Consider the following 16,060-nt stretch of genomic DNA (forward strand, 5'->3'; position numbering starts at 1 on the left):
TGAACCTGCGCAGGTTTGGTCGAAGCGTTCGCAAGTCCCCGGTGTCACCCGGCCTTCGCTCCCCCGCTTTCGACCGCACCCGCGCAGGGTGAATCGAAACGCATCGGCATGCCGCTGCCCGTCGTGGTCCCCATCAGGGAGCTGCGGGCGTGGCGCCAAGACAAAGAGGAATCTATGGAACAGTTCATGGCCCCGGAATTCTGGGTCGCGGTCGGTCAGATCATCATGATCGACATTCTTTTGGGCGGCGACAACGCCGTCGTCATCGCGCTGGCCTGTCGCAAGCTGCCGCCCGCGCAACGCACCCAGGGCATCCTGTGGGGTACCGCCGGCGCCATCGTGCTGCGCGTGATCCTGATCTTCTTCGCGCTCACGCTGCTCGCGATTCCGTTCCTGAAGCTGGTGGGCGCGATCCTGCTGCTGTGGATCGGCGTGAAACTGCTGGCCCCCGACCATGACGACGCGCACGGCAACATCGCCGGCAGCGACCGCCTCTGGGGCGCCGTGAAGACCGTGATCGTGGCCGACCTGGTCATGAGCGTGGACAACGTGATCGCCATCGCCGGTGCCGCACAAGGCGCGGGCGACGGCCACCAGATGCCGCTGGTGATCTTCGGTCTGCTCGTGAGCATCCCGATCATCGTCTGGGGCAGCCAGCTGGTCATCAAGCTGATGGACCGCTTCCCGATGATCATCACGTTGGGCGGCATGCTGCTGGGCTGGATCGCCGGCACGATGGCCGTGTCCGACCCGGCCCTGGCGAACCCCGCCAACTGGACCTGGGTGCCGAAGGTGCCGCAGACCGACACCATCAAGTACGCCGCCGGCATCATCGGTGCGCTGCTGGTGCTGGCGATCGGCAAGTGGGTGGCTTCGCGCAAGCCGGCCCCCGCCACCCCGGCCCACTGAGCGTTCGTTGAACGATAAACGCCCCGCACTGAAACTTCTTGCATCAATCCGGTCTCTGTCACTCTAACTATCAAAGGAGAGCACTCATGGAAAAGATCATTCTTTACGTCGACGACGCCGTCTATGCCAGCGAGCAGTTCGCCGAACTGGCGCCGGATGCCGACAACGTCGTGGCGCGCCATTGGGTGCTCGTGGCCTGCGCGCCGCGCATGACACACCGGATCAGCAAGTGGGTGAGCCACAGCGCGCGCGAGAACTGGCGCGCCAAGTGGTTCAGCAAGGTGCAGGCGCAGATGCTGCCGCTGCTCGAACGCAACGGCGGCCAGGTGACGGCGGTGCTGGCCAAGGGCCCGCTGACCGACCTGACGCAGCAACTCAAGCGCGAGCACGCGGCCACCCACGTGGTCGATGCGCGCCGCCCGAAGATCGGCGTCGACCTGGAACCGGTCACGCCCGACCAGACCCCGGCCAAGCAATCGGGCTGGGCCTTTCCCGGCGCCGTGATGGGCATGGGCGCGCTGCTGGTGCTGGCCAACGAGCTGGCCGAGTAAGCCTGATCAAGGCCGCACGCCCTCCGAACCGACACAAGCCCCGCTGCGGCAACGCAGCGGGGCTTGTTCTTTTGTGCAGGTCCGTGGGGTATCCTGCGACGCATGCGCATCCTCCTCAAATGGCTGCTCAGCGCCGTCGCGCTGCTCGCGGTCGCCTACCTCTACAGCGGCGTCCAGGTCCAGAGTTTCGGTTCGGCGCTGCTCGCGGCCGCCGTGATCGGCCTGCTCAACATGGTCGTGCGGCCCGTGCTGGTGATCCTGACGCTGCCGGTCACCATCGTCACGCTCGGGCTGTTCCTGTTCGTGATCAACGCCCTGCTGTTCTGGGCCGCATCGGGCCTGCTCGGCGGCTTCCATGTGAACGGCTTCCTCGCCGCGCTGCTGGGCTCGCTGATCTACTCGCTGCTCGGGCTGCTCATCGAGAGCGCGCTGGGCGGGCTGCTGTCCTCCCGGCGCTGAGCGCCGCCCCTCGTCGCTTCACTACTTCAGCGGCGGCTCCTCGGCCTGCTGCTTGACCAGCACGTCGACGGCGCGTGCGCGCGTGTCGATGATCGATGCCTCGTAGTGGTCGATGGGCGCACCCGACTTGCGGACCAGCTCCTGTGCCGCCTTGAAGCGGTCGCGCGCCGCCGGGTAGTCGAGGATCGCCACGTTGGCCTCGGCATCGGCACGAATGGCGCGCAGCGTGTCGTTCTGCGCCCCGTACAAATTGGCCAGCGTGCGCCAGGCCGTGGCATCGCGCGGATGGACGACCACCCAGTCGCGCAGCACGGGCACCATCGGCGCAGGCTGGCGCTGGGCGATCGCCGCTTCGGCTGCGAGGATCATCTCGGGCCGCTCCTTCGACTTGGCGTCGAGCAGTGCCGCCGCGCGAGAAGCGCCGCCGGCCGCGAGTTCGATCTCGGCCTGCAGCCAGCGCGCCTGCTTGCTCGCGGCCGCATCGTCGGCCGTGCGGGCCACGAGCCGCTCGGCCAGCGCGCGCGCCGCCTTGAAATCGCGCAGCTCCTTGGCCGCCATCGCCGCCGCGTAGAGCGTGCCCGCCTGCTGGGCGGGTGAACTGCCCGCGAACTCGCCGCTCGACGCCGCATTGACCCACAGCCGCAGCACGTCGACGCCCGGGCGCGTGAGCACGCGGGCGCGCGAGGCGACCATGGCGTGGTCCATGACCAGCGGCACCACCGGCGGCGCCGCTTCGGCGCGGAACTGGAACCGGCCCTGCATGTCCGAGATGCGCTCGGTCGTCAGCGGGTGGCTGCGCAGGTAGGGGTACGAGCCGTTGTCGTTCAGGCGCGAGGCGTACTGCAGCTTCTCGAACATCGCCGCAGCACCCTGCGGCGCAAAGCCCGCCTGCGTCATCACGCCGAAGCCGATGCGGTCGGCCTCGCGCTCCATGTCGCGCGAGAAGCTCAGCTGGTTCTGCATGAACAGCGCCTGGCTGCCCATGATCACCGCCTGGCCGGCGTCGGCGTTGCGGCTCTTGCTGGCGGCGATCATCCCGAGGATCAGGCCGGCGATCATCAGGGGCATCTGCTTGCCCTGCTTGCTCATGATGCGCGAGATGTGGCGCTGCGTGACGTGCGACAGCTCGTGCCCGAGCACCGTCGCCAGCTCGTCGCGGCTGCCGACCGCGGCCAGCAGCCCCAGGTTCAGCCCGAGGTAGCCGCCCGGCAGCGCGAAGGCGTTGATGTTGCGGTCGCGCCCCAGCAGGATGGTCCAGGCGAAACGCTCGTCGAGCTCGGGCGTGAGCTCGCCGCGCGAGCGCGCGGCGGCCAGCAGCCGCTGCCAGATGTCCTGCACGTAGGCGGCGATCACCGGGTCGTCGATGTAGTCGGTGTCGCGGTACAGCTCGCGCACGATCTGGTCGCCCAGCCGGCGCTCGGCGCTGGCCGTCATCTCGCCGCCGTCACCGAGGCCCGGCAGGATCTGCTGCACCTGCGCCAGCGCGGGGGCCGGCAGCAGCACCTGGGAAGCTATCAAAAAGGTAGCGCACACCGCATGCCGGAGGGGCGTCGGGCGGGTTTTCTTGTGGGGAGAGGGAGTCAAGCGCGGCATTCCTCGTCTGTGGCTCGGGCTCGTATGATGCATCTTCAAAACGAACGTTCACCGATGAGCACCCTCACCCATTTTGACGCCCAGGGCCAGGCCCACATGGTCGACGTGGCGGCCAAGCCCGCCACCCACCGCGTGGCCGTGGCCACCGGCCGCATCGAGATGCAGCCCGCGACGCTGGCGCTGATCGAATCGGGCACCGCCAAGAAGGGCGACGTGCTGGGCATCGCGCGCATCGCCGGCATCCAGGCGGCCAAGAAGACCAGCGACCTGATCCCGCTGTGCCACCCGCTGGCGCTGACCCGCGTGGCCGTGGCCTTCGCGCTCGCCGAGGGCGGCCAGGCGCCGCAGGTGGCCTGCACCGCGACCGTCGAGACCGTCGGCCCGACCGGCGTGGAAATGGAAGCCCTGACCGCCGTGCAGGTCGCGCTGCTCACCATCTACGACATGTGCAAGGCCGTGGACCGCGGGATGCGGATCACCGACGTGCATGTGCTGGAGAAGCACGGCGGGAAGTCGGGCAGCTACGTCGCGACTGCGGGCTGAAATCCAGCGGCTACAGCTCGGGCGCGTCGTCCGGGCGGTTGTCCAGCCAGCGGGCGAACGCGGCCGGGAACGCCACCCGGAAGCGCTCGGCCCACGCATGCGCCTCGGCATCGCGGCCCAGCAACTCGGCGCTTTCGATCAACTTCACGATGACGCGCGGCTCGGGCGAAAAATGCAGCACGCGCCCGGCCAGTTCGTGCATGTGCGCGGCATTCGCCGGCGTGACGGCTGTCAGCGTCACCTCGGCGAAATCCACTTGGCGTGAGAACAGCCAGGAGCCCTGGAGCTTGGCGAGCGTGTCGTCGCGATAGGCCGGCATGCGGGCCTCGCGCGGCAGGTAGATCTGGCTGATGCGGGTGTAGTCCCAGGCGGCGTAGCCGATGACGACGACCCAGGCCGCGGCGGCTGCGAATGCGGCGCGCTTTCTGCCGCTCGCTTCCGGGCGCTTGGGCGACGCCGGCCACAGGATGCCGAGGCACAGGCCGAACACCAGCTGGAACGGGCCGTACCAGAGCGGGTACTCGAGCAGGCTGTGCACGAGGATGACGCCGAGCAGGCCCCAGGCCATCAGCCGCAAGGGATCGCGCTCGCGCCACGGCTTCGCCGCACCCACTATCCACAGAAAGCCGCCGCAGATGAGCAGCGCCGCCGGAATGCCCAGCTCGACCGCGAGGTGCAGCGGCAGGTTGTGGGCGTTGTCGAGGATCACGGGGAAACGCGGGCCGTTGTACAGCGTGGCGAAGTGCGCGAAGCTGAGTTCGCCCCAGCCCCAGCCGGTGAGGGGGCGCTCGCTGATGAGCGAAAGCACGTTACGCCACAGCGTCACGCGGCTGTCACCCCCGAGAGCAGCGGGTTCCAGACGCTGGACCAGGGCGCCAGCTGAAGCAAGGACGTTCGCGCTCCCGCTGGCTGCCAACCGGGGCAGCAACCAGTTCGCGGCGAAGTAGAGCGGGAGCATGGACAACAGCGCGAGAGGATGCGGCAAGCTGAACGTTCCAGACTGGCGCTCCGTACGGCGCTGCCGCCACGCCACAAGGCTGGCCCCGCCAGCAATCAGCACGATTTGCAGCAGACCGGTGCGCGAGCCCGAAGCAGCCGTCGCAACCAGAAGGAGCACGCCGACACCGCTTACCAGCACTGGCTCGCGCCGCGATTTGCGAGCCGCATGGAGCCACAGCGCGGCCACAAGCCCGAGGCTGATCAGCGTGGCAAATTGGTTGCGCTGACGCAAGGTCCCCCAGGCTCGGCCCGCCGTCGGGGAGGTGACCCAAGGAAGGAGCGTCTCGGCAAGGTCGAAGTACTGGAGCAGGCCGAGAACGGCGTTGATGACCGCGGCAGCCAGCACGCCCCAGGCCAGCGCCTCCCGGGCGAGGGGCATTCGAACCAGAGCAGCCCCCGTCAAGGCTGACACCCCGATGGCCGCCAGCACGGCGCAGGCCAGCAACCTGGCATCCACGGCGCCTGGGCCCGACAACGCGACGGCGGCGACGCACAAGCCCAGCCAAGCCATCAACCCCCGGGACATCGAGCCGCAAGCCGGAGACAAGAACAAGAACAGCGCAGCACACAGGCCGGAGGCGAACAGTTGCCAAGCGCCGGCAGAGGGACCTGCGACGAACGGGCACAAGAACGGGAATGCCACCAGACACGCACCAAGGATCCGACTCGCGTGATCGCGCGAAGGAGATGGGACAGAGGCCGCGGCGAAGGTCATTGGACGCGCCCGTCCTTGGCCGCCAAACGCACCTCGGCTCGCCGCATCGATGACCGCTGGACCCGACAAGCGGCAGGCCGTCGAGGACGGGCGGAATTCTCAATCGCCAACAAATAAAGACAATTCTTCACCAATTGTTTCCAAATCTATTCGCTCGTGCATCCGAGCAAGGCGCCGGAACGGGGCCCTCTTTCCGAAAGGTACGACTTTGCAATCGACATCCTCCCACCTGCGTCGCGCCTCCGGTTTCACGCTCATCGAAGTGATGATCACCATAGCCATCATCGGCATCCTGGCGGCCATTGCCATTCCAAGCTATCGCGAATACGTATTGCGCGGCCAGATCGTGGACGCCACCAATGGCCTAGCGACCATGCGCGCCAATATGGAGCGCCACTTTCAGGACAACCGGACCTACGAAACCGTCGGCACCGGCGCCACCGCTGTCACCGCGCCCTGCGCGGTGGATGCATCCAAGCGAAAGGCCGGCACCTTCACGCTGGCCTGCAAGACCGGCACGCCCACCGCTACCACCTATGTGCTCGAGGCCACTGGCAGCGGCAGCACCAGCGGCTTCGTCTACAGAATCGACCAAGCGGACAGCCGCTCGACGACCATCACGGGCGTTTCGGGCTGGAATACCTGTGCCTCCGCCTGGGTGTTGAGAAAGGGACAATGCTGATGCACACAAGCGGACGGAGCGCCGATCAGCATGGGAACCTAGGCTTCACGTTGATCGAACTCCTAGTCACCGTGACCTTGCTGGCCATTCTCATGATGCTGGCCGCGCCGTCGATGATGGAGTGGGTACGCAACAGCAAAGTGCGGGCCGTCGGTGAGGCGCTTCAGAATGGCCTGCGCGAAGCACAGAGCGAGTCGCTTCGACGCAGCCGCCAAGTCGTCTTCGCGTTGACCGACAGCAAATCCACCTCCGCCAGCCCTGCATTCACGGCAAAGGCTGACGGCAACCATTGGACGGTTCGCGCCCTGCCCTCGATTGCCGGCGAAAGCAGCGCGTTCGTTTCCTCGGGTGTCCTGACCGACGTTGGTGCTGGCGTGACGATCACCGGCCCTGCGGCCGTGTGCTTCAACTCCGTCGGTCGAATGGTGGCCAACGCCAGCACCGCGCTCACGACCCTGACGGGCGGGGAGAGCTGCAGCGTCGACATCGCAACACCGCCCGCCTACGACATCGCGCTCGAAGGCGCCGACCGCCCCTTGCGCGTTCTCGTGACACTCGGCGGGCAGGTGCGCATGTGCGACCCCAAGAAGACGATGTCCGATGCCAATCCTGACGGGTGTCCCGCATGACCATGCCTCGCTACTCGAAACATCAACGGGGCGTGGCCCTGATCGAAGTGTTGATGGCCGTTCTCATTTTTTCGGTCGGCATCTTGGGCCTCGTCGGCTTGCAGTCCCGTGCCATCCAGCTGTCGATGGACACCGAAGACCGCAACCGCGCGGCCTTGCTGGCCAATGAGCTCGTCAACGAGATGTGGTTGCGCCGCGCGCCCACGGTGCCTGCAGACGTCGTGACCGCGTGGAAGGCCAAGGTAGCCGCGACCACCCAGAGCGGACTTCCCGGCGGCGAGGGGGAGTATTCGGTGACCGGACGCCAAGCAGACGTGACCATCAAGTGGCAATCCCCCGGCGCCAGTGCCAAGAGCCAACTCACGACACGGGTGGTGCTGCCATGAAGGGCGCGAACTTGGATGGTCGCCGGCGCAACGGCGGCGTCACGCTGATTGAGCTTCTGGTCGCCATGGCCATCGGTTTGGTGGTCACGCTGGCGGTAACCAGCATGGTCATCGTGGGCGAAAGCCAGAAGCGCAGCACCACTTCTGTCAACGACGCCAACCAATCAGGCAACTACGTCGCCTATGTGCTGGACCGCGCGCTGCGCAGCGCGGGCTCGGGCTTCACGCAGGCATGGGACCTAGGCGTCTTTGGCTGTCGGCTGAATATCAAGCGCGACGACAGCACTGCCGTCTTACCCCGTACCACGGCATTTCCTGCGCCGTTTGCGGGCTTTCCCCAGACAGTGCGCGTCGCCCCCGTGCTGATCTACCGCCCCGCTTCGGGCTCCGACGTGCTGATGGTCATGAGCGGCAACTCGTCGGCCGGCGACATTGCACGCCCGGTGCTTTCTGCGGGTAGTGCGTCCAACAAGCTGCGACTGGACAACACCATCGGACTGCGAGAAGGCGACATCGGCCTGCTCAGCCGCAGCGGCACCGACGACTGCCTTGTCCAGCAAGTGCACGCCGATCCGGCGTTCGCCGATTCATCCGGCAACGACAACCTGCCGCTGGGCGGCACTTACTACACCACGAGCGGTGCGGACACCAGTCTGGCCACCCTCATCGCAGGTGGCACGTCCTTCTTCACGCCCATCGGCAACCTGTCCGCGGACAACCTGCAATTGCGGATGTTCGGCGTTAACGCCGATCGAACACTGGTGAGCTACGACCTCATGCAAACCGCGGGAGGCGACACCGCAGCCAAACGCGATGAACAGGCACAGCAGGGCATTGCCGATGGCGTTGTCGCACTGCGTGCGGTCTACGCCATCGACAAGAACGAAGACGGCAACTTCGACCTAACGAACGATGCCTGGGTGGCGCCCGACGATGCGGCCTACAACATCACACAGATGATGAGTACGCCCGCCAAGGTCCGCCGCATTCTGGCGGTCCGTGTGGCCATGGTGCTGAGAAGCACCAACTACGAAAAGGACGTCGTGTCGAAAAGCAGCTTGACGCTGTTCGACGACCTGCCCGACACGCTCAACGAGTCGTACGCGATCTCCGGAGACGGCCTGCATTTCCGCCACCGCGTGGTGGAGTTCACCGTGCCGCTTCGCAACATGCTCCTGCTGCCTACATCATGATGATGAGAAATCGATCGTTCTCGCGCCGCTCACGCCAACGCGGTGTGGTTTTGCTCTTCGCGCTGGTCGTGCTGGTCATCCTGCTCGCAGGCGGCGTGGCTGTGATTCGCTCCATGAACACCTCGCTCGCCAGCGCGGGCAATCTTGCCTTCAAGCGTGACTTGGTCAATCAAGGCGAACAGGCCATCGCCACGGTGTTGAACACATTCAGCGGCAGTGGCGCATTGACTGCGGCAGCCACCCGCAACAGCAATCTGAAATCGGCGAATTACAGTGCGACGACGCTCGCAACCAATGACCGGGGTGTGCCCACTGCACTGCTGAGCGACTCAGTGTTCGATACCGTCGGCGTGGCCTCCAACGACATCGAGAACACCGACGCGAAGGTCAAGATCCGCTACGTGATCGACCGCCTGTGCAATGCAGCCTCGTCACCCGGCACGCAAGGCCCAGGGGGTTGCGTTTTTCCGCCCGCGGCGAATGACGTTCGTGGAGGCAGCAGCCAGGAAATGGGAACGCGCCTCCCGCCACCTCCTTCGACCACCTATCGCTTGAGCATGCGCGTAACCGGCCCCCGCGACACGCAAGTGTTCCTGCAAGCCTCTTTCGCCAAGCCTGAACAATAACCAGCCCCGGGACCCCTTCATGATTGCCTTGACTCGATACCCCCGGCTGCGCGCCCTCTCGTGCAGCGTACTGGCACTGGCGCTTGTCACCACCCATCTGCCAGCCATCTCGGCGACGGCACTGGCAAACCAGCCGATCTTTTCCACGTCGGAAGTGCCCGGCAACCTGGCACTCAGCCTGTCGGTGGAGTACCCCACCGCAACGCGCGTTGCGCATGTCGCTGACTACACCAGCACGCGGAACTTCCTGGGCTACTTCGATCCTTTGAAGTGCTACGAGTACAAGAAGAACACCACCCAGGTGACGACCGATGGCGGCACTGTGATTCCCCTCGACAAGGGTGACTCCAGCTATTTCCAGCCCGTGAGCGTCACCACGAACCGGATCTGCAATGGAAAGTGGAGCGGCAACTTTCTCAACTGGGCGACCCTCACGGCCATCGATCCCTTCCGCTGGGCGATGACGGGTGGACGCCGCGTCGTGGACACGCCGACCGAGACCATCGTCGAAAAGGGTTGGCATTCCGGCCAAGGCAGCTATTTCCCGGAGCGCAATCAGGACGCCCGTACCGAGGGTCGGCTGCCGTTGACCGAGGCTGCCGGCGCGACCCCCTTCGCGAATGCCAAGACGATGCGGGTCATCGTCAACGGCCGGGGCTTCGCCATGCAGTTGGTCACGACCAATGGTGTGCGCGGGCAGTACTACGCGGGCGTGAGCCAGACCCCGACACCCGACACGCTCCGGTGGACAAACAGCAACGACACGATCGACAACAGCTGGGGTAGCAAGACCGGTCCCGGAAACGGCGTACCGAATGACAATTTCACCGCGATCTACACCTACTCGGGTATTGCCCCCGCCACGGGGACCTATAAGTTCCAGACGTACGCCGACGACGGCGTAGTGCTAAAGGTCAACGGCACCTTGTTGATCGATGACTGGACTTCACACGGCGCCGAAAATCGCGAAGGGACTATCAGTCTTGTCGCCGGCCAGAGCTACGATCTGGAGCTCAAGTATTTTGATCAGACTGGCTCGGCCGTGATTCGCCTCAATTGGCAGCCGCCCGGGCAGAACAACTACTCGCTGTTTTCTTCCGCGGTGGGCGCAGCCTCGACGCAGAACTACACCATGCGCGCGAAGGTCTGCGATGCTACCGTGGGCCTCGAAGCCAACTGCAAGCAGTACCGCGACGGATGGAAGCCGGAGGGTTTGATCCAGCAGTACGCAGACAAGATGCGCTTCAGCGCCCTGGGCTACCTGAACGACAGCAATGAATACCGCGATGGCGGTGTGCTGCGCGCGCGACAGAAATTCGTGGGGCCGACCCACCCTGAGCCGGGCCAAGCTCCGAGAGACAACACCAACAAGGAATGGGCGGCCGACACAGGCCAAATGGTACGCAACCCGGATGCTGCGGACGCCACGGCCACAACCGCTGCCAGCGCGACTGAAGTGACCGAACGCGTGACCATTGCCGACAGTGGGGTGATGAACTACCTCAACAAGTTCGGCCAGCTCATACCGGGCGACTACAAGGGCATCGACCCCGTCAACGAACTGTATTACGCCGCCTTGCGGTATTTCCGTGGCTTGGAGAGTGTGCCGTCGTGGACCTCCATGGCTGGCGCCAGCAAGGCCACGAAGACGACCTACCTGGATGGTTTTCCGGCGATCACCGACTGGAGGGCTGCAGACCCCGTCCAGTACAGCTGCCAACGCAATTTCGTTCTGGGTATCGGCGATATCTACACCCATCGGGACAAGAACGTTCCGGGCAATTCGCTGACAGACCATGAGCCAACCATGCCCACAGAGGTAAGCGCGGACACCATGTTCGACGCAGTCAAATCGACGAACAATGCCAAATTTCTGCAGGGTATGGGAACCGGCAAGGCGACCGCCGCCACGGGTTCGAGCTACTCGACCGACTACATGGCCGGCTTGGCCTTCGAGGCCAATACCAAGGACATTCGCCCTGATCTGATCGGCAAGCAGACCGTACAGACCTATTGGGTCGACGTTCTGGAACAGCCCTTCTCCCGGAATAACAAGTTCTACCTGGCCGCGAAGTTCGGTGGTCTGAACCAGAAGAAATTGCCAGCCGATTTCGATCCTTACACCTTCGCCGGGACCATCCCGCTGGACTGGTGGTCGACAAGTGGCGACACCCTGACGGACGCTCGAAACACCCCGGTGACAGTGCCTCGTCCCGACAACTACTTCGCCGCAGGACAACCCGACACCATGGTGGCGGGCCTGAAGCAGGCGTTTGAGCGGATCTCGAACGAGATCTCGGCCTATACCACCTCGTTCTCGCTCTCGAGCGCGCAGGTGTCGTCTACTGGCGCAGCCTCCTATGCGGCCCAATACGACTCGAAGAACTGGACCGGTCTTCTCAGCGCCAGCCGGCTCACTTTCGATAGCAGCGGCAACCCCTCTGCAACCTTGGTCTGGGAAAGCAAGACCAAGCTCGAAGCGCAGCTCGCTGGCACCGGATGGAACGACAGCCGCAACATCGTGACGCGCGGCGCCACCGCCGGCGTGCCCTTCCGCTATGCCAGCCTGTCGGCAGACCAACAGGCGCTGCTGAACACCAGCTACGTCACCGGCAACGACGCGGAGAACTACGTCAACTGGCTGCGCGGGGACCGTGCCAACGAGCGCACCGCCACCGACGCCAGCAAGGCTTACCGGCAGCGCGACCTGCTGCTAGGAGATATCGTGAACGCCAAGGTAACACCGGCGGGCCCTCCGGCGCTTCCCTATTCCGATTCGGTCAATCCTGGCTATGCCGCCTTCAAGACGACCTGGAGGAATCGACCGGTGATGGTGTATGCCGGCGCAAACGACGGCATGGTCCATGCCTTCAACGGTGCGCTGACCGGCACAGATGCCGGCAAGGAACAATTCGCCTATGTGCCGAGCTTCCTCTTTGCGAAGGCCGCCTCCAGCGATGCGGACGGATTGCTGTCGCAACTGGGCAACCCGTACTACCAGCACCGCTTCTTCGTCGATGCCACGCCTTCCACTTTCGACATCGATTTCAATAGCGCCGGCGGCACTTTCACCACGACGAGCGCGGCCACTTCTGATTGGCGCACCGTCCTGATCGGTGGACTGGGCAAAGGGGGCAAGGGCTTCTACGCCCTCGACGTGACCAACCCGGCAGGCATGAACACCGAGACCAACGTCGCGTCCAAGGTGCTCTGGGAATTCACCGATGCCGACATGGGCTACAGCTTCGGCGCACCCGTGGTCGTCAAGACGCGAAAGCACGGCTGGGTGGTGATCTTCACCAGCGGCTACAACGGCGGCGGAACGAGCAGCCACCTCTACATCGTGAACCCGACCAACGGCCAGCTCATCCAGAAGATCAGTACCCCGACGGCTTCTGAAGGCATGGCACAGGCGTCGGCTTATGTGCAGGACTTTTCGGATGGCACCGCCGATGCCGTGTATGCGGGAGATCTCAACGGACAGCTCTGGCGCTTTGATCTCACCGCTGCCAAAACCGCCACAACCTCCTACCCCGCCCCCACCCTCATTGCCAACCTCACCGATGGCGCGACGACACCACAAGCGCAGCCGATCACCACGCAGCCGTTGATCGAGATCCAGCCATTGACGAAAAAGCGCTACGTGCTGGTGGGCACCGGCCGCTTGCTCGATGCCAGCGACATTCAGTCCGCCCAAGAGCAGAGCTACTACGCCCTCATCGACGGCACAGCCAACGCGTTCACTCCGGTCAGCACTGGCAACTTCCCCATCGCACGCAGCAACCTGCAGGCGGTGACCGACTTGACGCAAGGCATTGCGCTGACGGCGACCAGCCGCGGCTGGTACACCGACTTGGGCGTGACCAACAGAGTGGGCTGGCGCGCAGTCAATGCGTCGACCTCGTACAGCGGCGTGGTGGCGTTCTCCACGCTGCAGACCGCAGGCGATGCCTGCGCCCCCTCGGGTACCAGCCGCGTCTATGCAATCGACTTCGGTACGGGCAGATCGGCGTTGGTGGATGCCAACGGCAACCTCATTGCATATGCGGCAGCGGGTGCGGCGGTGAACGACGTGCGGTTCCTTGGCGTCGATGGTTCCACACGGCTTGTCAGCGGGGATGTGAAGGGGAACATGCAGAACAACCCCATCAAATTGCCTGGAGCGTTGGGGTTGCGGCTACTCAATTGGCGGGAGGTGCCGACCGTGGATTGATGGTGTGGTGCAAGAGGTCGCGCGCATGGCCTCGATAAATCCCAGCTGGCTGCAGCAAGACACGGCGGCCAGGAGTTGATCTCGCTGAGCGCCATGCGCTCCTCAACCGCGACTCGACGTGTGACGCTGGTGCTGGGTGGCCCCTGGAGTCGTGCCTCCAGCCATGCATGCTCGGCGGTGAATGAGTCCTTCAGTCAGCGCTGGGTTCCGTTGCCAATTGGCGCGGCACCCTGATGCTGACGTACGGCACGGCTGTCTCGTCGAACTGCTCTCGCGATTGAGCGTCGAAGAACTTGGGCGAGTGATCACCGACAAGAACTACCTGAAGACCAGGGATGGGGGCATGCTCCAATTGGGCTTTGAGCACGTGCATGAAGTCGTACAGCAGTGCAGCATGGGCACAACGCGCTCCATCGAGCTTGAGGAAAGGGCACACCTGATCTTTCACTTTCGGATTGCTGAGATCCGACTCGCGATACGGTGTATGGGAATTGAGGGTCATCCAGTAGGTGAACTGCTTGCCGTTGCGTCGCAGGCTGTCTACTACGCGCGGAGCGATGCTGTAATCACAAACCCCAGGAATGTTGGCGCACATTGAACTCCCGAGCATCAACTGCTGCATGAAGTAGCTGTGCTCAAAGCCAATTTCTGGATACCACTGATCGCGGCGATACATTTTCGATGAAGCGCCATGAAACGCTTGCGTTTGCCAGCCTTGGCTTTGTAGTTGACGAGGAAGGCAGTCGTTGGCTTGAGGAACCACGTCAATCCGAAGCGTATGCGGGAACAGCCCACACAATTCCCGGAACTCGCCTTGCAGGGTTGCCCCCATGAACTCCAGCCTTCCACCTTCGTGTGCCCACGCGGGGGAGTTCCATAGGTCCTGCCAGAACTGGTTTTCTGCCTTGTCGTGGGCAAGCCCCCAGGACTCCACAACAATCACAAGCAGCTTGTCTGGAGGTACGTCGTTGCCCAGCACCTTCTTGACGGCCGACCTGTCAGCGCCCAGCTTGACGAACTTGCCCAGGTCGTCCGCATATCCTTCCTCGTAGAAAGAAAAGGTGTCACGGAGAAATTGGCTGTCCAGCACCCACGAACCTGCCAGCTTGGTCGTGCGGACCCCATAGATCTTGCCTTCGCTGTGCTCAAAGCCATTGCGCGTCGGCCATAGCAGTGCAAGGCCGAGCAACGCGATCGCCCAAAGCAGCATCCCATGGCCCGGAGACGCTCGCTGGTGGACCTGCACGCACAGCCCCCCCCATAGCAACAGGACAAACAGTCCCGCAATGCCGGCCATGATCCAGGTCACGTTCGTGTGCGGGATGTAGCTCAGCAAATCCAACACATCGGCATAGCTGGACGATAGATTGATTTGGGCGAATATGAACAGGAAATCTGCCGACCAAAGCAGCGCTAATCCAAGTGCGAAAAGCCAAGGCCGGCCACGAGTCAACGCGACCAGCACCAGAAATTCCGCCCAGAACCACGGCCTGTAGAGCTGGAGCCATTGCGCAGCCACCACGCCTGGCAGCATAGGCAGGAGCAGTGCAAGCAGTTGCATCAAGCCGACTGCCTTCACGATGAAAAGTGGGCGTCGTTGCATCCTCAATGGAAGCCTTTGAGAAAAGCCCGTTCGATAAATTCGGAAGCACGCAATGGCTGCCCGACGTCACCAGCGCCCAGCCACACAATGAAGTTCCCGGCATCATCGGACAAGAAAAGAGCCGACATGCCGTACAGATAGCCTCGCTGTAGCCAGACCTGCTGGTCACCGACACGGCGCCGCTCAAGAAATCCATCTTGGCAACTCTCGGGCACGGTTTCGTTGCAGGGGATGCTGGAGTCATGCATGCCGCGCGAACGGTCCAGCAGTGGGCGATTGTCAGCAATGAAGCGCGCCAGTCCTTCTGCGCTGCCTGTCATGCCCATCGGAGCACGAAGCGCTTGCCAGTCGAAATGCTCGACAAACTCTGGCCCGTGCAACTCGTTGTGCATGAAGTTGTATGCGAGCGGCGAGTCCGCTTGATCCATGTAGCCGATGCCGTATTGCGACAAGCGCATGTCCTGCTCCAACGCGCTCCATAAGCTGCGGCCCGCGTGCCGTTCATAAGCGACTGCAGCCAAACAGTAGCCCAAGTTCGAATAGGCATGGCGAGAGCCCGGTGTGAATTGAAGCTGCGCCTGTGCCAGCTCTTGCACCTGGCCGGGACACCAAGGCTTTTTGTCGTTGATGACCATCGGGTCCTCGGCGCGCATGCGGTCGAAGCCGGCGGAATGATTCAGGAGATGGCGGATCTGTATCTGCGCAATGTGCGGGTCTCGAAAAGGAGGACCCAGGTCCAGCACGGCTGCCAGCGGCTGGTTCAGCCAATCTGCTTGACCATGAACCACGCCAAAAAAGGTGACGATCTTTGACAAGCTGGCCAAGCGAAAGTTGGAGCCAGGTGTCACGCGTTGGCTGACAAGGGGATAGCGCTCCCAACCGTTGACACATCCCGATCGACTGCCAGCCTTGTCGACGAACACGAGCTGATTTGCGGGAGAGTCAAGCCGGGTGGGCAA

Annotated in this window: 14 protein-coding genes; 10 read left to right on the top strand and 4 right to left on the bottom strand. The window is 63.8% G+C overall.

Translation table 11 applies throughout. The annotated features are described in order from the left end of the window. Positions 1-174 precede the first annotated feature (174 nt). The 3 genes from FFI97_RS32465 (at position 175) to FFI97_RS32475 (ending at position 1,919) form a co-directional block, all read left to right on the top strand. Positions 175-909 carry a TerC family protein gene (locus FFI97_RS32465; protein WP_062475282.1) on the top strand — a complete coding sequence of 245 codons (735 nt, stop codon included), beginning with the start codon at positions 175-177 and terminating at the stop codon, positions 907-909. Positions 910-995: 86 nt separating this feature from the next. Then, on the top strand, positions 996-1,460 hold the full coding sequence (locus FFI97_RS32470; protein WP_070063278.1) for a hypothetical protein: 465 nt from the start codon (positions 996-998) through the stop codon (positions 1,458-1,460). A gap of 102 nt (positions 1,461-1,562) precedes the next feature. After that, positions 1,563-1,919, top strand: a complete 357-nt coding sequence (locus FFI97_RS32475) for a phage holin family protein (protein WP_095747298.1) — start codon at positions 1,563-1,565, stop codon at positions 1,917-1,919. Positions 1,920-1,940: 21 nt separating this feature from the next. Here the strand turns inward: FFI97_RS32475 and FFI97_RS32480 are convergent, their stop codons facing one another. Beyond that, positions 1,941-3,512, bottom strand: a complete 1,572-nt coding sequence (locus tag FFI97_RS32480; protein ID WP_139705078.1) for a M48 family metalloprotease — start codon at positions 3,510-3,512, stop codon at positions 1,941-1,943. A 54-nt stretch (positions 3,513-3,566) separates the two neighbouring features. Between FFI97_RS32480 and moaC the strand changes: the two genes are divergently transcribed. After that, positions 3,567-4,055, top strand: coding sequence for a cyclic pyranopterin monophosphate synthase MoaC (gene moaC / locus FFI97_RS32485; RefSeq protein WP_062475294.1), 489 nt, complete (start codon positions 3,567-3,569; stop codon positions 4,053-4,055). A gap of 10 nt (positions 4,056-4,065) precedes the next feature. On the opposite strand, the gene FFI97_RS32490 is transcribed toward moaC, so the two are convergent. Then, a complete protein-coding gene (locus tag FFI97_RS32490) occupies positions 4,066-5,769 on the bottom strand; it encodes a PglL family O-oligosaccharyltransferase (protein ID WP_139705081.1) in 1,704 nt (567 codons plus the stop codon). 49 nt (positions 5,770-5,818) lie between these two features. Here FFI97_RS32490 and FFI97_RS32495 point away from each other — a divergent pair, with 49 nt between their 5' ends. Genes FFI97_RS32495 through FFI97_RS32520 form a run of 6 tightly spaced genes read left to right on the top strand, consistent with a single transcriptional unit; the run spans position 5,819 to position 13,498 of the window. Next, positions 5,819-6,451 (top strand): type IV pilin protein, encoded by a 633-nt coding sequence (locus tag FFI97_RS32495; protein ID WP_313906337.1) that lies wholly within the window; start codon positions 5,819-5,821, stop codon positions 6,449-6,451. After that, entirely contained in the window at positions 6,451-7,080 is a 630-nt protein-coding gene (locus tag FFI97_RS32500; RefSeq protein ID WP_139705124.1) for a prepilin-type N-terminal cleavage/methylation domain-containing protein, read from the top strand. Before FFI97_RS32495 ends, FFI97_RS32500 begins: the two co-directional genes overlap by 1 nt. 32 nt (positions 7,081-7,112) lie before the next feature. After that, positions 7,113-7,466, top strand: coding sequence for a type IV pilus modification protein PilV (gene pilV / locus FFI97_RS32505; RefSeq protein WP_409574660.1), 354 nt, complete (start codon positions 7,113-7,115; stop codon positions 7,464-7,466). Beyond that, a complete protein-coding gene (locus FFI97_RS32510; protein ID WP_139705126.1) occupies positions 7,463-8,659 on the top strand; it encodes a PilW family protein in 1,197 nt (398 codons plus the stop codon). The genes pilV and FFI97_RS32510 overlap by 4 nt, the downstream gene beginning before the upstream one ends. Beyond that, positions 8,656-9,285: a hypothetical protein gene (locus FFI97_RS32515; RefSeq protein ID WP_139705085.1), complete on the top strand. Its 630-nt coding sequence runs from the start codon at positions 8,656-8,658 to the stop codon at positions 9,283-9,285. The genes FFI97_RS32510 and FFI97_RS32515 overlap by 4 nt, the downstream gene beginning before the upstream one ends. 19 nt (positions 9,286-9,304) lie before the next feature. Beyond that, positions 9,305-13,498 carry a PilC/PilY family type IV pilus protein gene (locus FFI97_RS32520; RefSeq protein WP_139705087.1) on the top strand — a complete coding sequence of 1,398 codons (4,194 nt, stop codon included), beginning with the start codon at positions 9,305-9,307 and terminating at the stop codon, positions 13,496-13,498. Positions 13,499-13,688: 190 nt separating this feature from the next. Here the strand turns inward: FFI97_RS32520 and FFI97_RS32525 are convergent, their stop codons facing one another. Both FFI97_RS32525 and FFI97_RS32530 read right to left on the bottom strand, forming a co-directional pair. After that, a complete protein-coding gene (locus FFI97_RS32525; RefSeq protein ID WP_185993767.1) occupies positions 13,689-15,059 on the bottom strand; it encodes a sulfatase-like hydrolase/transferase in 1,371 nt (456 codons plus the stop codon). A 44-nt stretch (positions 15,060-15,103) separates the two neighbouring features. Continuing rightward, entirely contained in the window at positions 15,104-16,024 is a 921-nt protein-coding gene (locus FFI97_RS32530) for a serine hydrolase (RefSeq protein WP_185993768.1), read from the bottom strand. Positions 16,025-16,060 lie beyond the last annotated feature (36 nt).

The organism is Variovorax sp. KBS0712 (assembly GCF_006323185.2).
Lineage (GTDB): Bacteria > Pseudomonadota > Gammaproteobacteria > Burkholderiales > Burkholderiaceae_C > Variovorax > Variovorax boronicumulans.